The following is a 17,055-nucleotide window of genomic DNA, read 5'->3' as shown; positions in this document are numbered from 1 at the left end:
GTGCCGCGCCCTAGCGCTTGGCCGCAGGGTCGGCCAGGGCCCAGTCCGCCAGGGCCTGGGCATTGCGCCAGGCAATCCGCTCTGCCACGTCCGGCGGCAGGTCGTCCAGCCAGGCGCGGCTCCAGTCGGCATGGTCGATCACGTAGTACCAGCGCTCCGGGGTGAAGGTATCGGTCCCGACCATGAAACGGTCGGGGTGGTCCAGGAACAGCTGCTTCCAGCCGGGATCCACCTTGCCGCCGCTGCCATGCTCGCTGCGGAACGCCAGGTCCGCCCAGAGGGTGTCATGGCGGTCGAGCATTGCCCTGACCTCGTCGGGCTGTGCGAACCCGGAATGGGCCCAGAGGATGCGTGCCTCCGGATCCTGCGCGAACAGCCGCTCGACGGCGTCGGCGTCGGCATGGGCATGAAGGAAGATGCCGTACTCCCTGGCCAGCTCCACAAGGCGGCGCATCACCGGCCCGTCGGCATCGGCGCCGTAGATGTGGAATTCGCCGATGCCCGCATAGCGGTTGGCGGCCAGGCGTTCCTCGATCATCGCGACCACGGTCGGATCCTGGAACCAGGTCGAGATCTCGCCCCGGCGCCGGTACGGGCGCAGCACCGGGACGATCAGGTCCGGCGCCGCCTGCGCCAGCATCTGGGTGCCGTCGTCGGAGGAGGAGGAGACGAAGGCGCGGCGCAGCCCGGCCTCCCTCAGGACCTGCACGGCCGCCTCCGGCGGGAGCATCTCCCACGCGTCGTGGCTGTAGTGGATATGAGTATCGATCAGCGGCGCCGGTGGAGCGGCGGCCTGTTCCGCCGCCTCGGTCTCCGCGCGGGCGGAGCCCGGCGCCGACAGTCCCGCGCAGAGCAGCCCTGCGGCAAGGATCGCGCAGGTTGCGGCATGCCTGCCAATCTGCATCGCATCACTCCAAACAGGCCCGACGGAAATGGTGCCGTCGTTCCTGCGCGCACACAAGTGCGTCCAGCCCCGACCGTCCGACCGGCGCCCCGGAGCGGCGCCCCGGAGCGGCGCCCCGGAGCGGCGCCCCGGACCGGCGCTTATGACCGGTGGCCCGTCACCCGCCGCGCAAGGGCCAACGGATCGTCCGGCATCCTCTCGCCGCGCCAGGCGATGTGCAGGTCGGGCCGCAACAGCAGCAGCCGGCGGCCATAGACCGCGCGCAGGTCGGGATCGTCCAGCCGCAGGACCCCGAGCGGCGCGCCGAGGGCGGCGAACGCATCAGCCAGGGTCGCGGCCCCCGACCCGCCCTCCGCGCCGCCGAGGTCCAGCAGGGTATAGCCGTCGCCCGCCACATCCTGGATCGGTCGCCCGTCGCGGAGCCACATATGCGGCAGCCGCACGCCGGGCCGGGCATGCGGTTCGTAGCGGCTGGTCTCCCAGACCGGCGCGTTGCCGGGTTCATCGGCGATCAGCGGCGAGCCGGCATAGCTGTAGGCCCATTCCGCCCCGACCATGTTGTGCATCCGGCTGTGACAGGTGCAGAAGGCCTCGATCAGCGCCGCCTGCTCCGGCCCATCCTGCACCGCCTCCGGCGTCACGTAGCGGCGCCAGAGCGGAACGCCTTCCGCTGCCCAGCCGGCAGCATCGCGGTTGAACATGGCGACCGGGCGCCGCTCCGCCTCGTAGGCGTCCAGCAGCCCCGGACCGCCCCAGCCGGCCAGGGTGCCGGCCAGCTTCCAGGATAGGTCGAAGGCGTCGCCGACGCCGGTGTTCATGCCCAGGCCGCCGGTCGGGATCACCAGGTGGGCGGAATCGCCGGCCAGCAGGACCCGGCCGAGGCGATAGCGTTCGGCGACCAGCAGGTTGTAGCGCCAGGTCAGCAGGTGGCGGATCTCGATCTCGCAGTCGAAGCCGATCAGGTCGCGCAGCACCGGCACGAAGTCGGTGTCGGCCGGCAGGTTGGTGTGCAGGCTGAACTCCCGCCGGCTGCCCTGGGCGATGATCATCGACCCGTTGGGCTCAGCGAAGTTGTAGTGGCGTCCCTTGCCGGCACGGATCTTTGCGTAGAGGTCGCGCGACCCGAACACGACCTGCCGCAGTTCCCGCAAGCCCCCCTGCCCCTCCAGTCCGATGCCGAGCGCCCGGCGCACCGTGCTGCGGCCACCGTCGCAGCCGATCAGGTACCGGCCGTGCACGTGATGCGAACCACCGCCGGCGGCATCCGCCACCTCCGCCGTCACCCCGTTCTCGTCCTGTGTCAGCGACAACAGCTCCGAGCTGTCCCGCAGGCTGACCGCCGGCAGTTCGTCTGCGGCTTCCCGCAGCAGCGGTTCCAGGTCGTTCTGGGAAACCAGCTGGTAGGGTTCCAGCGGCAGCGAGCCGTCGCGGCAGGCGGCGATCCGTCGCCTTGCCTCCGCCACCGACGGGAATGGCAGGACCGCCAGCGGCGGGTCGCAGAGCCGGCGGACCAGCAGGACATCCATCGGATTGTCGGCCGGATAGCCGCGCGCCCGGATCCGGTCGGCCAGGCCGATGCGCCGGAACATCTCCATCGAGCGGGCGTTGGTGCGGTCCATCTTCGGCCAGGGCGTGGGCCCGGAATTGCGCTCCAGCACCACGCAGCCTATGCCGCGGCGGCCAAGGTCAATCGCCAGGGTCAGGCCGACAGGCCCGGCGCCGGCAATGATCACGTCACAGTCGAACCCCTCGGTGTCCCGCTTCGACACCGGCGCAGTCAGTGGTCTTGGTCGTGGTCGTGCAGCTCGATCGGCGCACCGAAGTCGCGATGCTCGTCGGCATGGCGCCAGGCTTCCTTGCGGCCGGCCAGTTCCTCCGCAGACGAGAGGCCCTTCGCCGCGACCAGCTTCTCCAGCGCGGACAGCCAGTGCGTGTAGTAGCTGTCACCCAGGTCGGGATCGCCGCGGGTCTTCGCCGCGGCGATCTCGGCGCTGATCGTCTCCACCCATTCGTTCCAGGTGAAGCGGCCCTTGTCGTACAGGTCCAGCACCATGGCGAAGGCCTGCGCCTCCCACGGCTCCTTGAAGACGGGGCCCTCCGCATCCTGCGGGATGGGCGGCATGTCGGGGTGGCTGGGCGGCGTTCGCCGCCCGCGCATCCCCGCGCCCGGGATCTCCTGGGGCGCCCTCTCGACGCCGAACACCGGCCGTTCGCTGTCCTGTCCCGCGGTCATGCTACTCCGATGGCGACCTGCTGCCGCCTCAGGCCTTTTCGATATAGTCGTCGAACAGGTCGATATAGAGCGAGTCCTTCGCGTTCGCCTCCGGTCCCCACAACTCCTGCGCGGTGAACCTCACGCTGTAGCAGTGCTGCGGCTTCTCCTCGCCATGGGCGGAAGCGTCGGGATAGATGAAGACACCGTGGTCATGCTCGACCTTGCCGGTCTTGCCGCGGATATAGCGCGGCATCCGGGTATGGGTCGGCGGGTTGATGTTCCTGACAAGGACCGTGTCGCCGGCCTTGAACTTCGCCGGCATGTCGCTCTCGACCCGCGCCGAGGCGCCGCCACCGACCACCATCGGGACCATTTCCTTCGTCAGCGCCGCCATCACGCCGCCTCCTTCGACAGCTGCGCGATGCGCGCGTCGAGCTCTTCCCGGGTGACGTGCCCGCCCTCGATCATCAGGGTCTCCAGCGCCGCGAGCCAATGCTCGTAATAGCTGGTGTTCAGGTAGTGGGTGGCGCCCATGCGCTCGATCGCGTGGCGCACCTGGTCGAGGGTGAACAGGCCGGCCGGCAGGATCGCGATGAACATGCCGAACATGTGGCGCTGCCAGTCCTCCTTGAAGACGGGCTCGTTCGGTTCGGGATCGATCGGCCCCATGCCGTGCATCCCGCCGCAATCATGTACTCCGTTCATGATGCTCTCCCTTTGCCTGCGTCAGGCCGGCGACTTCGGCAGTCCGGTGCCGATCATGCTGTCGCGGGTGACGAGTTCCGCCAGCTGGTCCTCCGACATCCCGTCGGTGCCGGCCGGCCGCTCCGGCAGGACCAGGTAGCGCAGCTCGGCATTGGAATCCCAGACACGGACTTCCTTACCATCGCCGATGCTGGTGCCGAATTCGTTGAGCACGCCGCGCGGATCGGCGACCACCTTCGCCCGGTATGGCGTCGACTTGTACCAGACCGGCGGCAGGCCCAGGGTCGGCCAGGGATAGCAGGAGCAGAGGGTGCACACGACCATGTTGTGCACCTGCGGCGTGTTCTCCACGACGATCATGTCCTCGCCCTGCAGGCCGGAGAAGCCGAGTTCGGCGATCGCCTTGGTGCCGTCCTCCAGGAGGCGCTTCTTGTATTCCGGATCGGACCAGGCCTTGGCCACCACCTTCGCGCCATTGCGCGGGCCGATCTTGGTCTCGTACATCTGGATCAGTTCGTCCACCGCGGCCGGATCGATCAGATCCTTCTCCACCAGCAGGGATTCCAGAGCTTTGACGCGCAACTCGACGTCCGTCAGCGGACGGTTGTGATGGTCATGTGCCATGTCAGGTCCTCCCGACCCAGAAAGCCTCCGGTAACACGCGCAGACATCAGACAAGGAAGAAGGGCCCGCCGAAGCGGGCCCTGCGTTCAGGCGAAGACGGCGCCTTCGACAGCCTCGAGGAAGAAGGCCAGACCGACGCCGGCCACGACGGCGCCGGCGAGGCGCGGCCCGACCTGCCGCCACAGCGGAAGGCCTTCCGGACCCGCCTTCACGGTCGCCTGTACGATCTTCGAGACGCCCAGCGCGATCAGGTACTGGGTGACCGCGAAGCCGACCAGATAGGCAAGGAGCGGCGTGCTCTCGGCCCCCACGATGGCTTCGCCATAGGCCCAGCCATGGAACAGGCCGGCCACGGCGAACAATGCGGCATAGGCCGAGGCCGGAAGGCCACGGCCCGACAGGATCGCCGCCCCGACCACGACGACCGATGCGGAGATCACGAACTCTGCCGCCGGCAGCATCACCCCGCCGACCAGGAAAAGGCAGCCGATAACGGTGGCGGCGACGAAGGCGAGCGGCGACAGCCAGGAGCGCGGCGTGAATGCAGCGGCAATCCCCACCGCAATGATGAAGGCCAGATGGTCCACCCCGATGACCGGATGGCCGATGCCCGAAAGCAGCCCTTCGGCGAGGTTGCTCGGCGTCGCACCGCCCATCGGATGGTGCGCGAGAGCCGTGCCGGCCGCTCCGGCAACAGTCAGCACGGCGCCTGCCGCGACGACATAGCGAGGAAACTTGCTCATCCAGGAGCCCCCCTTTGACAGATGATGGCGATCATCATGGGGCAGCATCCCCCCGGGGTCCAGCGGTGTTGTTAAGTAATTGCTGCGGCGCATCAAGCCGGACGCGTTGCCCACCCTAGCTGCTGCCCGCGCAGCCGATACACAGTGTGGCGGTGGGGTCGGCCTCCAGCCGCGGCACGGCGATGGCCTCGCCGCAGCGCAGGCACCAGCCATATTCGTCCTCTGCGATGCGCTGCAGCGCCGCCTCGATGCGGCGGACCTCGTCGCTGCGGCGGCGCTCCGCCGCCTGCGCCATGGCCTGCACCTGCATCGCGTCCATGCGCGACAGCCGGCCGACCGACGACTGGTCCAGCTGGACCGGACGCCGGTCCTCTTCCGTGACGCCGGAGGCGGTGCGCAACGCGGCCAGCCGCTCCGACAGCCGCTTGCGAAACCGCTCCCGGGCGGCCTCCTCCATCCCGCCGCTAACCTTTGCCGCCGGTGCCGTCCGCTCCCGCGAGGCCGGCCCGGGCCGCCGCGATCGCCTGGCGGATGACCTCCGGATCGCCGACCTGGTTCGCCAGCAGCAGCACCAGGCGCACGTTCAACCGCGCGCTCGCCTCCTCCGACAGCCCTTCATGTGCGGCGATCAGGGCCGAATAGACGTCGTCGCCGGCCGGCCCCAGGTTGAACTCTGTGTTCAGCGCCGTCATGCCGCCTGCCCCCCGGCCTGCCCCCCGGCATGGGCTGCATCGCCGCCCAGCGCCTGGCGCCACGCGGCGGCGATGCGCTCCGCCGTCGGGGCCGCGAAGCGGGCCGCCACATGCTGGTCGGGCCGGATAAGATAGGCCGCGCCCCGCCCCGCATCGTAGCGGCGCGCGACCAGGCCCTCGACATCGCGCAGCTGGCCGGCCCCCTCGCCCACCACCACCTGCGGCAGGCCGGCGGGTGCGGCCACCGGCCCGCCGAAGCTGAGCAGGTGGAAGCGGCCGCCCAGATGGTCCAACAGCCAGGCGGGGGCGCCGGACGCATCGGTCACTGGTGCATCGGCGCAGGGAGCGCCGGGCACCATCGCGCCGCCGAAGGCCGGATCGTCGGCCGATTGCAGCGAGAAGCCCGCCAGGGAGCAGGCGATGGACAGGCGGCCGGAATTCACCATGCGGCGTGCAAAGGGATGCACTTCGGCCATGTTCAGGATCTCGTCGCGGAAGCGCTTCTCCATCGCCGATTTCGGCGTCATGAAGTTCGTGGCGCGGGCGGAATTCCGGATGTTCTCGTCCGCGCCGTGGATCCGTTCCTCGTCATAGCTGGACAGCAGGCCCTGGCCCGCCTCCCCCTTCAGGATCGCGGCCAGCTTCCAGCACAGATTGTCGACATCCTGGATGCCGCCATTGCCGCCGCGCGCGCCGAACGGCGAGACGACATGCGCGCTGTCGCCGGCGAAGATCACCCGGTCGTGGACGAAGCGCTCCAGGCGGCGGCACTGGAAGGTGTAGACGGACACCCAGTCCAGCTCGAACGGGCGGTCGCCGATCATCGAGCGGATGCGCGGGATCACCTTCTCCGGCTTCTTCTCTTCCTCCGGATCCGCATCGGGGCCCAGTTGCAGGTCGATGCGGTAGATGTCGTCGGCCTGCTTGTGCAACAGCGCCGACTGGCCGGGATGGAAGGGCGGCTCGAACCAGAACCAGCGCTCGGAGGGGAAATCCGCCTTCAACTCGACATCGGCGATCAGGAAGCGTTCCTCGAAGACGCGACCGGCGAAGTCCAGCCCCAGAGCCGTGCGGACTGCACTGCGCACGCCGTCGCAGGCCAACAGGTAGTCGGCCTCCACGGCATAGGCACCGTCCGGCGTCTCGACCTGCGCGACGACCCTGTCGGGATACCGCTCCAGCGCGGTGAAGCGGTTCTTGAAGCGCAGGTCGATCAGGTCCGGGAAGTCCCGCGCCCGCTCCACCAGGTATTCCTCGACATAGTATTGCTGCAGGTTCACGAAGGCGGGGAAGTGGTGCCCCCCTTCCGGCAGCATGTCGAAGGAATAGACCTCCCGGTCGCGGTGATACAGGCGGCCGACCTTCCAGGTCACCCCCTTGTCGACGATCCGCTGCCCGACACCCAGGCGCTCCATGATCTCCAGGCTGCGCTTCGACCAGCAGATCGCCCGGCTGCCGATGGAGACCACGTCATTGTCGTCGATCACCATGCTCCTGATGCCGTGCAGCGCCAGGTCGATCGCGGCGCAGAGGCCGATCGGGCCGGCACCGACGATCAGCACCGGCGTGCGCGCGGTCGCTCCATCGTCCAGTTCCGGCGGCGTCCGGTAGGGAAAGCGGGTGTACTGGTAGCGTGCCATGGCGGTCCCTCCCTGTTCCGGGTCCTATGGGCCTTCGTACTTGCGCACCGTCTGTTCGATGGCGCCGAACACGGACCGGCCATCGGCGTCCGGCATCTCGATGCGGATCCGGTCGCCGAAGCGCATGAACGGCGTCTTCGGCTGGCCCTCCTCGATGGTCTCCACCATCCGCACCTCGGCGATGCAGGAATAGCCGAGGCCCCCGGCAACGACCGCCCGACCGGGCCCGCCATCCTCGCCCTTGTTGGAGACGGTTCCGGAGCCGACGATGCTGCCGGCGCAGAGCGGCCGGGTCTTTGCGGCATGGGCGATCAGGGTGGGGAAAGTGAAGGTCATGTCGACCCCGGCCCGCGCCCGCCCGAAGGCCGTGCCGTTCAGGTCGCAGTTGAGCGCCAGGCTGACCTTCTCGCCGTCCCAGGCGCTGCCCAGTTCGTCCGGCGTGACGGCGACCGGCGAGAAGGCGCTGGAGGGCTTGGCATGGAAGAAACCGAATCCCTTGCCCAGTTCCGCGGGGATCAGGCCGCGCAGCGACACGTCGTTGACCAGCACCACCAGCCGGATCGCCGCGGCCGCCTGCTCCAGGCTGGCGCCCATCGGCACATCGTCGACGATGACCGCGACCTCGCCTTCGAAGTCGATGCCCCAGGCCTCGTCCGCCATCAGGATGTCGTCGCGCGGGCCGAGGAAGGAATCCGAACCGCCCTGGTACATCAGCGGGTCGCTCCAGAAGCTCTCCGGCATCTCCGCATTGCGGGCCTTGCGGACCAGTTCGACATGATTGACGTAGGCGGATCCGTCCGCCCACTGATAGGCGCGCGGCAGCGGCGAGGCGCAGGCGGCCTGGTCGAAATCGAAGGCATCCGCCGCCTTGCCGGCCTCCAGCTCGCGGGCCTCGGCCTCCAGCGCCGGCGCCGCCTCCGCCCAGCGGTCCAGCGCCGCCTGCAAGGTCGGGGCCGCCCTGGCCTTCACCGCCCGCGACAGGTCGCGGCTGACCAGCACCAGGGTCCCGTCCCGTCCGCCGCTTTTCAAAGTCGCGAGTTTCATCGGCCTTTTCCTCCCCTTGCGTGAACCGTCATTCGGCTGCCGCGCCCCAGTCGCGGCGGGCCGGATCGAAATGCTTCTTCAGCCCCGACCAGCAGTCGGTATAGCCGGCCTGCAGGGTCGGCAGGTCGCCGGCAAAGCCGGTCAGGTGCTGCGGGAAACGGGTCTCGAACATGAAGGCCAGGGTGCCCGACAGCTTGTGCGGCTCCAGCTTGCTGAAACTGGCCGCAGTGAAGGCGTCATTGTCCGGGCCGTGCGGCAGCATGCAATTGTGCAGGCTCATGCCGCCGGGCACGAACCCCTCCGGCTTGGCGTCGTAGACCCCGTAGATCAGGCCCATGAACTCCGACATCACGTTCATGTGGTACCAGGGCGGCCGGAAGGTGCCCTCGGCAACCATCCAGCGCTCCGGAAAGATCGCAAAGTCGACATTGGCCATGCCCGGCGTGTCGGACGGCGCGGTCAGCACCGTGAAGATCGACGGGTCGGGATGGTCGTTGAGGATCGCGCCCACCGGCGAGAAGCGGCGCAGGTCGTACTTATAGGGCACATGCGCGCCATGCCAGGCGACGACGTCGAGCGGCGAATGACCGATCTCGGCGGTATGGAAGCCGCCGCACCACTTCACGGTCAGGGTGCAGGGCGCCTCCACCTCCTCATAGGCGGCGACAGGCACCAGGAAGTCGCGCGGATTGGCCAGGCCGTTGGCGCCGATCGGGCCGCGCTCCGGCAGGGTGAACATGGCGCCGTAATTCTCGCAGGCATAGCCGCGGGCGGGCCCCTCCAGCAGCGCGACGCGGAACTTCACGCCGCGCGGCAGCACGACGATCTCGCCGGGCTCCGCCTCGATCCGGCCCATTTCGGTATGGAAGGCGAGCCGGCCCTTCCCCATCACGACCAGCAGCTCGCCATCGGCATTGTAGAAATACTCCCGTTCCATCGAGCGCGAGACGTGGAAGATGTGCGCAGCCATCCCGGCCTGGACATTCACGTCGCCGGCCGTCGTCATGGTGCGCATGCCTTCGACGAAGCTGGTCTCGCCCGCCGGCGGCGCCGGCGGGTCCCAGCGAAGCGGCCCCAGGTCGGGGCCGCCTGCGACATGGTGCGGCGCCGTCTTCCACTCCGATTCCGCGGCACGGCGGAACTTCACCGCATGCAGGACGGACGGCCTGATCCGGTACAGCCAGGTACGGCGGTTGCTGGCACGCGGCGCGGTGAAGGGCGAACCGGAGAGCTGTTCCGCATAGAGGCCGTAGGGGCAGCGTTGCGGCGAGTTCTGCCCCACCGGCAGGGCGCCTTCCAGGGCCTCGGTCTCGAACTCGTTGCCGAAGCCGGACATGTAGCCGTCAGGACCCGAAACGGACGTCATCGACCTTCCTCCCTATGCTGTTCCTGCCCCATCCATGGTGCGGCCCATGCGAGCTATTGTGACCTGCTGACGGCGTTTGTGATAGTTGTGTTTGTAACTATCAACCCATTGCGGTGCCGTCATGTCCCCTGCGAAGCCATCCATGGCCCGCCCGTCCGCGGTGCAACCGTCGCGGAGCACCGCCCGCCTCCTGCTGGAGGACTTCCTGCCCTATCGGCTGAACCGGGCCGCGGCAAGCAGCAGCGCCCAGCTGTCGCGGATCTATCGCGGCGCCTTCGGTCTGACCATCCCAGAATGGCGCGTGCTGGCCACCCTGGGCCAGTTCGGCGAGGCGACGGCCACCGCCATTGGCCGCCATTCCAGCATGCACAAGACCAAGGTCAGCCGCGCGGTCGCCGCATTGCAGGCGCGGCGCTGGCTGGAACGGCGCCGCGACGATGGCGACCGCCGGATCGAGCATCTGCGTCTCACCGGCGCCGGACGCGCCGCCTACCGGCGCCTCGTGCCGCAGATGCTCGGCTACGAGTCCGGCCTTCTGGACCGCCTGACCGGCGCGGAGCGGCAGGCGCTGATGACGGGCCTGGCCGCCATGGAGCGGGCCCTTGAAGCGATCGCGGCGGAGGCCGAGCCAGGGCAGCCGCTCTGGCCGGACTCAGGTCCGGAGACCTGATAAGCTCACCCCATGCCGTCATCATCGACGAGTTTCATTTGACCGAGCCGTTCCCAAGTTCAGCCTCCGTGTCGCGGGAACTGCCGGATCCGCCTGTGCCGGATTTCGACCTCAATGTCCGGCACTGGGCTCTCGTCGCCCTTCTGGAGCATTGGCGAAAGGCCCATCGCGGCAACACCCTGCCGAGGCGGGCCGACATTTCCCCGGCGCAATTCGGCCGGGCCATGCCCTACGTTTCCATGATCGACGTCGCGGGCGATCCGCCGCGCTATCGCTGGCGCCTGATCTGCAGCCAGGTCACCCGCCGGCTTGGCCGCGACCTGACCGGAAGGTGGTTCGACGAGATCTACGAGCCGGCGGTGGTGGAACGCCTTGGCGCCGTCTACGGCCTGTCGCTGCAGCACAGGGTGGCGATCCGCTTCACCGGGACGATGGCCTTCGCCGGCAAGAGCCACCTGCCGTACGAAGCGGTGCACATGCCCCTGGTGAACGACGAGGACAGGATCGTCATGCTGATGATCGGCGTCTATCTCGGACGGCAGGACTGAGGACAGCAGGAGTGGGGACGGCCGGACTGACGTAGGCCATCGTCGCACAGATTGACCCCGAACGTCCGACGCCTGATCCTGCGGCCGACCTCGACCGGCCCCGAAGCGGAGCGCCGGGGCCCCGTCCTGCAGCTGGAGACCGTCATGACGTTCGAGAACGTTGAAATCCCGTATGGCACCTACTGGTCGACCCCCTTCGCCAAGTGGCAGGGGTCGCTGCAGCACCTGCATGCCATGAAGTTCGCCGCGCATGTTGCGAAGTCCGAACTGGCAAAGCGCGACATCGACCCGAAGGGCTTCGATTCCGGCGTCTACGGCATGACCAACAATCAGTACCAGTCGTTCTACGGCGCCCCCTGGCCGCTGCACGAACTGGGCGCCACCCACACGCCGGGCCATATGTTGACGCAGGTCTGCGCCACCGGCGCCCGGGTGCTGTTCGCAGGCGCATCGGAGGTGCAGATGGGCCTGGCGGAAACGGCGCTGGTGCTGACCGGCGACCGCTGCTCGAACGGGCCGCATATCTTCTATCCAGCACCCAAGGGGCCGGGCGGCACCGGCAAGTCCGAAGACCAGGTGATCTACAACTTCTCCAACGATGCGATCGGCGGCCATGCCATGCTGGACACGGCCGAGAACGTGGCGGCGAAGTACCAGATCACCACCGAGGAACAGCATGACGTGGTGCTGCGCCGCTTCGAACAGTACGGCGATGCCCTGAAGGACGACCGGGCCTTCCAGAAGCGCTACATGACCCTGCCCTTTGCCGTGCCGAAGCACAATTTCCGCGGCGATGACGGGGTGATGGAAGGCGATGAGGGCGTCTTCATTACCAGCCGCGAGGGACTCGCCAAGCTGAAGCCGGTGAAGGAGGGCGGAACCGTCACCTTCGGCGGCCAGACGCATCCCGCCGACGGCAGCGTCGGCCTGGTGATCGCCACGGCCGACCGGGCGCGGGAACTCAGCCGCGATCCCGGCATTCGCATCACCCTGAAGGGCTTCGGCCAGGGCCGTGCGGACATGGCCTACATGCCGGAAGCGCCGGTGCAGGCAGCACGCAATGCCCTCCGCCATGCCGGCGTCGGGATCGACCAGATCAAGGCGATCAAGTCGCACAACCCCTTTGCCGTGAACGACATCGTCTTCGCGCGGGAGACCGGCGCCGACCTGAACCGGATGAACAATTACGGCTGCTCCCTGATCTGGGGCCACCCGCAGGGCCCGACCGGCCTGCGGGCGATCCTGGAACTGATCGAGGAACTGGTGATCGAAGGCGGCGGCCTCGGCCTGTTCCAGGGCTGTGCCGCCGGCGATTCCTCGATGGCCGTCGTGCTGGAGGTCGCAGAGCGGTGACCGCCGTCTGAGCCCCGCAAGAAGCTTCCGGCTTCGCCAACGGGACCCAGCAGCGACGGGTCCCTGGCGAAGCCGGGCCTGACGTCAGGCGGCACCTTTCAGGCGCTTCTCGATCTCGTATGGCGGCTGGTTGGTCAGGTCCTTGTCGACCTCCGCCAGCAGGCGGGCGCTGACCTCCTTGTGATAGGCCTTCCGCAGGGCACCGAGCACCTTCGGGGGCGCCACCACGATCAGCTTGTCGTAGCGCCCCGCATGGGCGGCCTTGTAGAGCGCCTCTGCGATCTCGCCGGCGAAGCGGTCCTTCTCCAACTGGTGCCAGTCCGTCTGCTCCACCGCGCTGCGCGCGACCGTGGGCCCGTCGTTGAACCGGCCCGGCCGGTCGGTGCCCTGTTCCCGCGTCGGCGGATCGGGATGTTCGAGCACCCTCTCGACCTGCAGGTTGGCCTGCCTGTCATCGCCGCGATTCCGCAGGAACAGCGCCTTCTCGCCGTCGCCCACCAGAACCAGCGCATCGCCGGGAATTTCCACTCCGCTCATCAGCGTCTCCTTCCTGGGTTCTCGCCGCCTCCGCGGCCCACCCCTGCGGCCCGTGGCTCGGGCCGCACGCATGTGAAGGGAAAAGCTGCACCCCGCGCTTGGTTCCAGAGGCCCGTCGGCGCCTGGATGTCTAGATGAATCCGAATTGCGTCACGGCTACGGGGACAGGGATCGGACCATCCGTTCCGAATATCTCAGAGGTTTCCGGCACCGAGGCGTCTCGCCGGGAGCTCCGCCGGCATCGGCCACCTCAAGATTCATCTAGATGTCATCAAAGTGCAGCGAAGGCTTGCTATCGTTTTCCGATGACAGAGGCGGCGGAAGCCGGGTCGGGACCTCCCCGCCACAGGCTGCCGTGGCGGGCACCGCGCACCGGGACAAGCGACCACCGATGAAACTGATCCACCTGACCGACACGCATTTCGTGAAGCGCGGCGAACGGCTGTATGGCCTGGATCCCCAGGAGCGGCTGGTGGCCTGCATCGCCGACATCAACCGGCACCACGCCGACGCCGACCACTGCATCATCACCGGCGACCTCACCCACTGGGGCGAGGCCGAGGCCTATGCCCTGCTGCGCGACTGCCTCACCGGCCTGGTGCCGCCGGTCACCCTGGTGATCGGCAACCATGACCACCGCCCCACCCTGCTGCGCCACTTCCCGACGGTGCCGGTGGATCCGCATGGCTATGTGCAGCAGGCGTTCGACACGCCGGAGGGCCGCTTCCTGGTCCTGGACACCAACGAACCGGGCAGCCATGCCGGCTGGTACTGCGAACGCCGCCAGGAATGGCTGGCCCGGCAGCTGTCGGAGAGCGACGGCGCGATCTTCCTGTTCATGCACCATCCACCGTTCGACATCGGCATCCGCCCCCTGGACCGGATCGGCCTGCGGCAGGCCGCCGACTTCCAGGAGATCGTGGAGCCCTTTGCGCATCGCATCCGGCACCTGTTCTTCGGCCATGTGCACCGGCCGGTCGGCGGCAGCTGGCTGGGCATTCCGGTATCGACCGTGCGCGCCACCAATCACCAGTGCTGGCTGGATTTCGATGCCGCCGGGGATGGCGACATTGCCGGCAGCCACGAGCCGCCCGCCTATGCCGTCGTCCTGGTGGATGCCGACCGGGTGATCGTGCATCCGCATGACTTCCTCTACGCCGGCCCGCGCTTCGGACTGGGTGAGCGTGCGGTGGCAGACAGCCGGGGCGCCCCGCTGCCGGCAGCCGAATAGCCGCCGGCCGCCGCCGCACCTCAATCAGGCGGGCAGCCAGGCGCGCAGACGATCCATCGCCTCGGCGATATCCTCTGTTGCGCCGGCAAAGGACAGGCGCATGAAGCGGTGCCCCCAGGCCGGGTCGAAATCCACCCCTGGTGTGGTTGCAACCCCCGTCTCCTGCAGCATCCGCCGGCAGAAGGCGCGCGAATCGTTGGTCAGCCCGCCGACATCCACATAGACGTAGAAGGCACCGTCCGGCGGCGCGAAATGCCCCATGCCCAGCTGCGGCAGGGCCTCCAGCAGCAGCTGCCTGTTCTGCGCATAGCGCGCCACGTTGGCGTCCAGTTCGTCATAGGACTCGAACGCCGCGAGGGCCGCGTATTGCGAAATCGCGGGCGGCGAAATGAACAGGTTCTGGGCCAGCCGCTCGACCGTGGCGACCAGCGGGTCCGGCACCACCATCCAGCCCAGGCGCCAGCCGGTCATGCCGAAATATTTCGAGAAGCTGTTCACCGCGATCGCATCGTCGCGCAGCGCCAGGATGGTCGGCGCCGGGAACTCGAAGCAGATGCCGTGGTAGATCTCGTCGACGATCAGCGCGGTTCCGCGCGCCGCGCAGGCCGCCGCCAAATCCTGCAGTTCGGCCGCCGTCAGCATGCTGCCGGTCGGATTGGCCGGATTGGCCACCAGCAACCCGTCGAGCGGGCCGGCGATCCGGTCCAGATGCTTCGGCGCGGGCTGGTAGCGGGTGCTGTCGTTGACCGGGATCGCATGTTCGGCCATGTCCAGTGCGGACAGGATGTTGCGATAGGCCGGGTAGCCGGGCGCGGCGATTCCCACCCGGGCGCCGCGGTCGAACAGCGCCAGGAAGGCCAGGACGAAGGCAGCGGAGGATCCGGTCGTCACCACGACCCGCTCCGGCGCCAGCTCGACGCCGTACCAGCGGGCATAATGCCCGGCGATCGCCGCCCGCAGTTCCGGGATGCCAAGCGCGTCCGTGTAGCCGAGATTCTCTGACATCACGAGGCGGGCAGCGGCCTCCCGCACCCGTCGCGGCGCCCCGGTGCCGGGCTGCCCGGCCTCCAGGTGCAGGACCGAATCCCCCGCCCGTTCACGGGCATTGGCCGCCTTCAGGACTTCCATCGCCTGAAAGGCAGGGATTCCCGAACGGCGGGAGATCCGCTGCGCCGGCGCCGCCGGTCGCGGCGCGGCCGGCCCGGCACCGGCCATCAGAGGCCGCCCGTCATCAGAAACTGTAGCCGGCGCCGAGGCCGTGTCCTCGTGGATCGTGCGCGAAGTAGCACAGTTCGTCGTCGTCGACCGGTATCCCGTCCGCACAATAGGCGATGTTCACGCGACCGATCCTTTCCACGCTTGTCACGGGGCGCCCCGTTCCCGACAGAGCCTGTCGCATCTCCGCCGGAAGCTCCGTGGCCGCCGCTCCTGCGGCCGCGTTCGTCCCTTCCACTGCAAAGCCGGTGCCGCCCGGCAGTGGCACGAACCGCGCGCGCGCCTGCGCCTGGGCCGCCGTCGCATCGTCCGCCAGCATCGGCAGCATGGTTTCCAGCAGCGATGCGGTGGCGCCGCCCGGCAGGCCCGAAGCGGCCCCGAACGCGCCACGGGAGCGCCAGCTCTTCTCGCTGCCGATCACGGCCAGGCTCGCTTCCGAAAACGACCCCGTCGTAGGCATTGCCGGAAGCAATGTGCCTACCGCGCGGGCATAGAGCCCGCTGCCGAACGGCGGGCCGACCTCCAGGCTGCAGGCGACGGACTGGCCTTCGCGGTCGGCGACGGCGATGGTCGTCGCCCCGATGCCCGCCAGGTTCGGCGCGCCATCGCCAAGCCCTGCCGGCGCAACGGACAGCAGTGCGGCCGGCAGCGCCGACAGGTCGGCGCCGTCCGCGATCAGCGCCGGGCGCCGTTCCACCACCTTGTCCCAGACCGCCAGCATGCGGGCCGAATGCGCGGGATCGAAATAGACCTCGAAGGCATCGAACGGGCGGGCCTCCGGGATGCCGGTATCGATCCGGTAGCCGCGCATCTCGTCCATCGTCACGGTGCCGCCCAGATCGTCGACGGCATCCACGAAGCTGCGCGCCAGCAGGCCCGAATAGAAGTCGCCGGCGCCGGCCAGGCGGATCCGGCTCAGGGTGGAGGCCAGTTCCGGATGAACATGCGGCGCGCCTTCGTCCAGCACCTGACCGTCCGGACCCACCGCCAGGGCGGTCCGGGCCGCCGGGCTCAGCCGCGCCATCACGCCGGGTTCCCGCAGGACACGGGCATAGGCGCGGGTCACCCGTTCGCCGAAGCGGGCCACCTGCTCCGCCGGCGAAACGAGCTGCGACCAGGGCAACCGGCCATGTTCCGCGTGGAGAAGCGCCAGACCGCGAACAAGACCGGGTATGGGCACCGTGCCGCCGCCGGCGGGCGGCCGGACCGGAAAATCGAAATAGCCGACCGTCTCGCGCTCGCCATCGAACACCAGGCAGCGGCCGCCGCCGGCAAGCGAGGCCGCCACCGGATAGGTCACGGTCAGCATGAAGGCGGCCGCGACGGCGGCATCGGCCGCGGTGCCGCCGGCCGACAGGATGTTGCGCGCGATCAGGGTGGCGCGCGGGCCCTCGGTGGCGGCGCCGCCGATGAAGCCCAGCACATGGCCGATCGAGCCCAGGGGGGCGCCGCTCTTCTGCCCCGTCAGCACACAGCCCGACAGCGCCAGGCCGAAAAGCCCGACGCCCAGGCCGCGCGCTAGGGCGCGCCCCCGGCGCAGGCAATACCCATATAAGCTGCTGCCCCCT

General features: G+C 68.9%; 19 protein-coding genes. 4 read left to right on the top strand and 15 right to left on the bottom strand.

Annotation, left to right across the window (positions count from 1 at the left end):
- Positions 1-10 precede the first annotated feature (10 nt).
- The 12 genes from ACFOGJ_RS09920 to hmgA form a co-directional block, all read right to left on the bottom strand.
- Positions 11-904 carry an amidohydrolase family protein gene (locus ACFOGJ_RS09920; RefSeq protein ID WP_379899792.1) on the bottom strand — a complete coding sequence of 298 codons (894 nt, stop codon included), beginning with the start codon at positions 902-904 and terminating at the stop codon, positions 11-13.
- A gap of 140 nt (positions 905-1,044) precedes the next feature.
- Positions 1,045-2,673: an FAD-dependent monooxygenase gene (locus ACFOGJ_RS09915; protein WP_379899790.1), complete on the bottom strand. Its 1,629-nt coding sequence runs from the start codon at positions 2,671-2,673 to the stop codon at positions 1,045-1,047.
- Between the two features lie 8 nt (positions 2,674-2,681).
- Entirely contained in the window at positions 2,682-3,137 is a 456-nt protein-coding gene (locus ACFOGJ_RS09910; protein ID WP_379899788.1) for a nitrile hydratase accessory protein, read from the bottom strand.
- Positions 3,138-3,165: 28 nt separating this feature from the next.
- Complete coding sequence (locus tag ACFOGJ_RS09905; RefSeq protein ID WP_379899786.1) at positions 3,166-3,513, bottom strand: SH3-like domain-containing protein; 348 nt, start codon at positions 3,511-3,513, stop codon at positions 3,166-3,168.
- Entirely contained in the window at positions 3,513-3,824 is a 312-nt protein-coding gene (locus tag ACFOGJ_RS09900) for a hypothetical protein (RefSeq protein ID WP_379899784.1), read from the bottom strand. Before ACFOGJ_RS09900 ends, ACFOGJ_RS09905 begins: the two co-directional genes overlap by 1 nt.
- A 21-nt stretch (positions 3,825-3,845) precedes the next feature.
- A complete protein-coding gene (gene nthA / locus ACFOGJ_RS09895; RefSeq protein ID WP_379899782.1) occupies positions 3,846-4,448 on the bottom strand; it encodes a nitrile hydratase subunit alpha in 603 nt (200 codons plus the stop codon).
- An 86-nt stretch (positions 4,449-4,534) separates the two neighbouring features.
- The gene (locus ACFOGJ_RS09890; protein WP_379899780.1) at positions 4,535-5,305 is read right to left on the bottom strand and encodes a HupE/UreJ family protein; all 771 of its coding nucleotides are present in this window, start codon (positions 5,303-5,305) and stop codon (positions 4,535-4,537) included.
- Position 5,306: 1 nt separating this feature from the next.
- A complete protein-coding gene (locus ACFOGJ_RS09885; RefSeq protein ID WP_379899777.1) occupies positions 5,307-5,648 on the bottom strand; it encodes a TraR/DksA family transcriptional regulator in 342 nt (113 codons plus the stop codon).
- A 7-nt stretch (positions 5,649-5,655) separates the two neighbouring features.
- Entirely contained in the window at positions 5,656-5,883 is a 228-nt protein-coding gene (locus ACFOGJ_RS09880) for a DUF2783 domain-containing protein (RefSeq protein WP_379899775.1), read from the bottom strand.
- The gene (locus ACFOGJ_RS09875; protein WP_379899773.1) at positions 5,880-7,523 is read right to left on the bottom strand and encodes an FAD-dependent oxidoreductase; all 1,644 of its coding nucleotides are present in this window, start codon (positions 7,521-7,523) and stop codon (positions 5,880-5,882) included. The genes ACFOGJ_RS09880 and ACFOGJ_RS09875 overlap by 4 nt, the downstream gene beginning before the upstream one ends.
- A 24-nt stretch (positions 7,524-7,547) precedes the next feature.
- Positions 7,548-8,567: a fumarylacetoacetate hydrolase family protein gene (locus ACFOGJ_RS09870; protein WP_379899771.1), complete on the bottom strand. Its 1,020-nt coding sequence runs from the start codon at positions 8,565-8,567 to the stop codon at positions 7,548-7,550.
- Positions 8,568-8,595: 28 nt separating this feature from the next.
- The gene (gene hmgA, locus ACFOGJ_RS09865; protein ID WP_379899769.1) at positions 8,596-9,933 is read right to left on the bottom strand and encodes a homogentisate 1,2-dioxygenase; all 1,338 of its coding nucleotides are present in this window, start codon (positions 9,931-9,933) and stop codon (positions 8,596-8,598) included.
- Between the two features lie 142 nt (positions 9,934-10,075).
- On the opposite strand from hmgA, the gene ACFOGJ_RS09860 reads away from it, so the two are divergent.
- From ACFOGJ_RS09860 to ACFOGJ_RS09850, 3 genes are all read left to right on the top strand, one after another.
- A complete protein-coding gene (locus tag ACFOGJ_RS09860; RefSeq protein ID WP_379899767.1) occupies positions 10,076-10,603 on the top strand; it encodes a MarR family winged helix-turn-helix transcriptional regulator in 528 nt (175 codons plus the stop codon).
- A 95-nt stretch (positions 10,604-10,698) separates the two neighbouring features.
- Positions 10,699-11,151: a PAS domain-containing protein gene (locus ACFOGJ_RS09855; RefSeq protein ID WP_379899765.1), complete on the top strand. Its 453-nt coding sequence runs from the start codon at positions 10,699-10,701 to the stop codon at positions 11,149-11,151.
- A gap of 144 nt (positions 11,152-11,295) precedes the next feature.
- Positions 11,296-12,504, top strand: a complete 1,209-nt coding sequence (locus ACFOGJ_RS09850) for a thiolase family protein (RefSeq protein ID WP_379899763.1) — start codon at positions 11,296-11,298, stop codon at positions 12,502-12,504.
- A gap of 84 nt (positions 12,505-12,588) precedes the next feature.
- Here the strand turns inward: ACFOGJ_RS09850 and ACFOGJ_RS09845 are convergent, their stop codons facing one another.
- A complete protein-coding gene (locus ACFOGJ_RS09845; protein ID WP_379899761.1) occupies positions 12,589-13,041 on the bottom strand; it encodes a baeRF12 domain-containing protein in 453 nt (150 codons plus the stop codon).
- A gap of 391 nt (positions 13,042-13,432) precedes the next feature.
- Here ACFOGJ_RS09845 and ACFOGJ_RS09840 point away from each other — a divergent pair, with 391 nt between their 5' ends.
- Complete coding sequence (locus ACFOGJ_RS09840; protein WP_379899759.1) at positions 13,433-14,272, top strand: phosphodiesterase; 840 nt, start codon at positions 13,433-13,435, stop codon at positions 14,270-14,272.
- 24 nt (positions 14,273-14,296) lie between these two features.
- On the opposite strand, the gene ACFOGJ_RS09835 is transcribed toward ACFOGJ_RS09840, so the two are convergent.
- Both ACFOGJ_RS09835 and ACFOGJ_RS09830 read right to left on the bottom strand, forming a co-directional pair.
- Positions 14,297-15,400 carry a pyridoxal phosphate-dependent aminotransferase gene (locus ACFOGJ_RS09835; protein WP_379899757.1) on the bottom strand — a complete coding sequence of 368 codons (1,104 nt, stop codon included), beginning with the start codon at positions 15,398-15,400 and terminating at the stop codon, positions 14,297-14,299.
- Positions 15,401-15,503: 103 nt separating this feature from the next.
- Positions 15,504-16,958 carry a gamma-glutamyltransferase gene (locus tag ACFOGJ_RS09830; protein ID WP_379899755.1) on the bottom strand — a complete coding sequence of 485 codons (1,455 nt, stop codon included), beginning with the start codon at positions 16,956-16,958 and terminating at the stop codon, positions 15,504-15,506.
- Positions 16,959-17,055: the final 97 nt, after the last annotated feature.

Origin of the sequence: Marinibaculum pumilum (assembly GCF_042646425.1) — a bacterium.
GTDB classification, from domain to species: Bacteria; Pseudomonadota; Alphaproteobacteria; order Ferrovibrionales; family Ferrovibrionaceae; genus Marinibaculum; species Marinibaculum pumilum.
The sequence above is the reverse complement of the archived record's forward strand: the minus strand, read 5'-3'. Positions and strand labels throughout refer to the sequence as shown.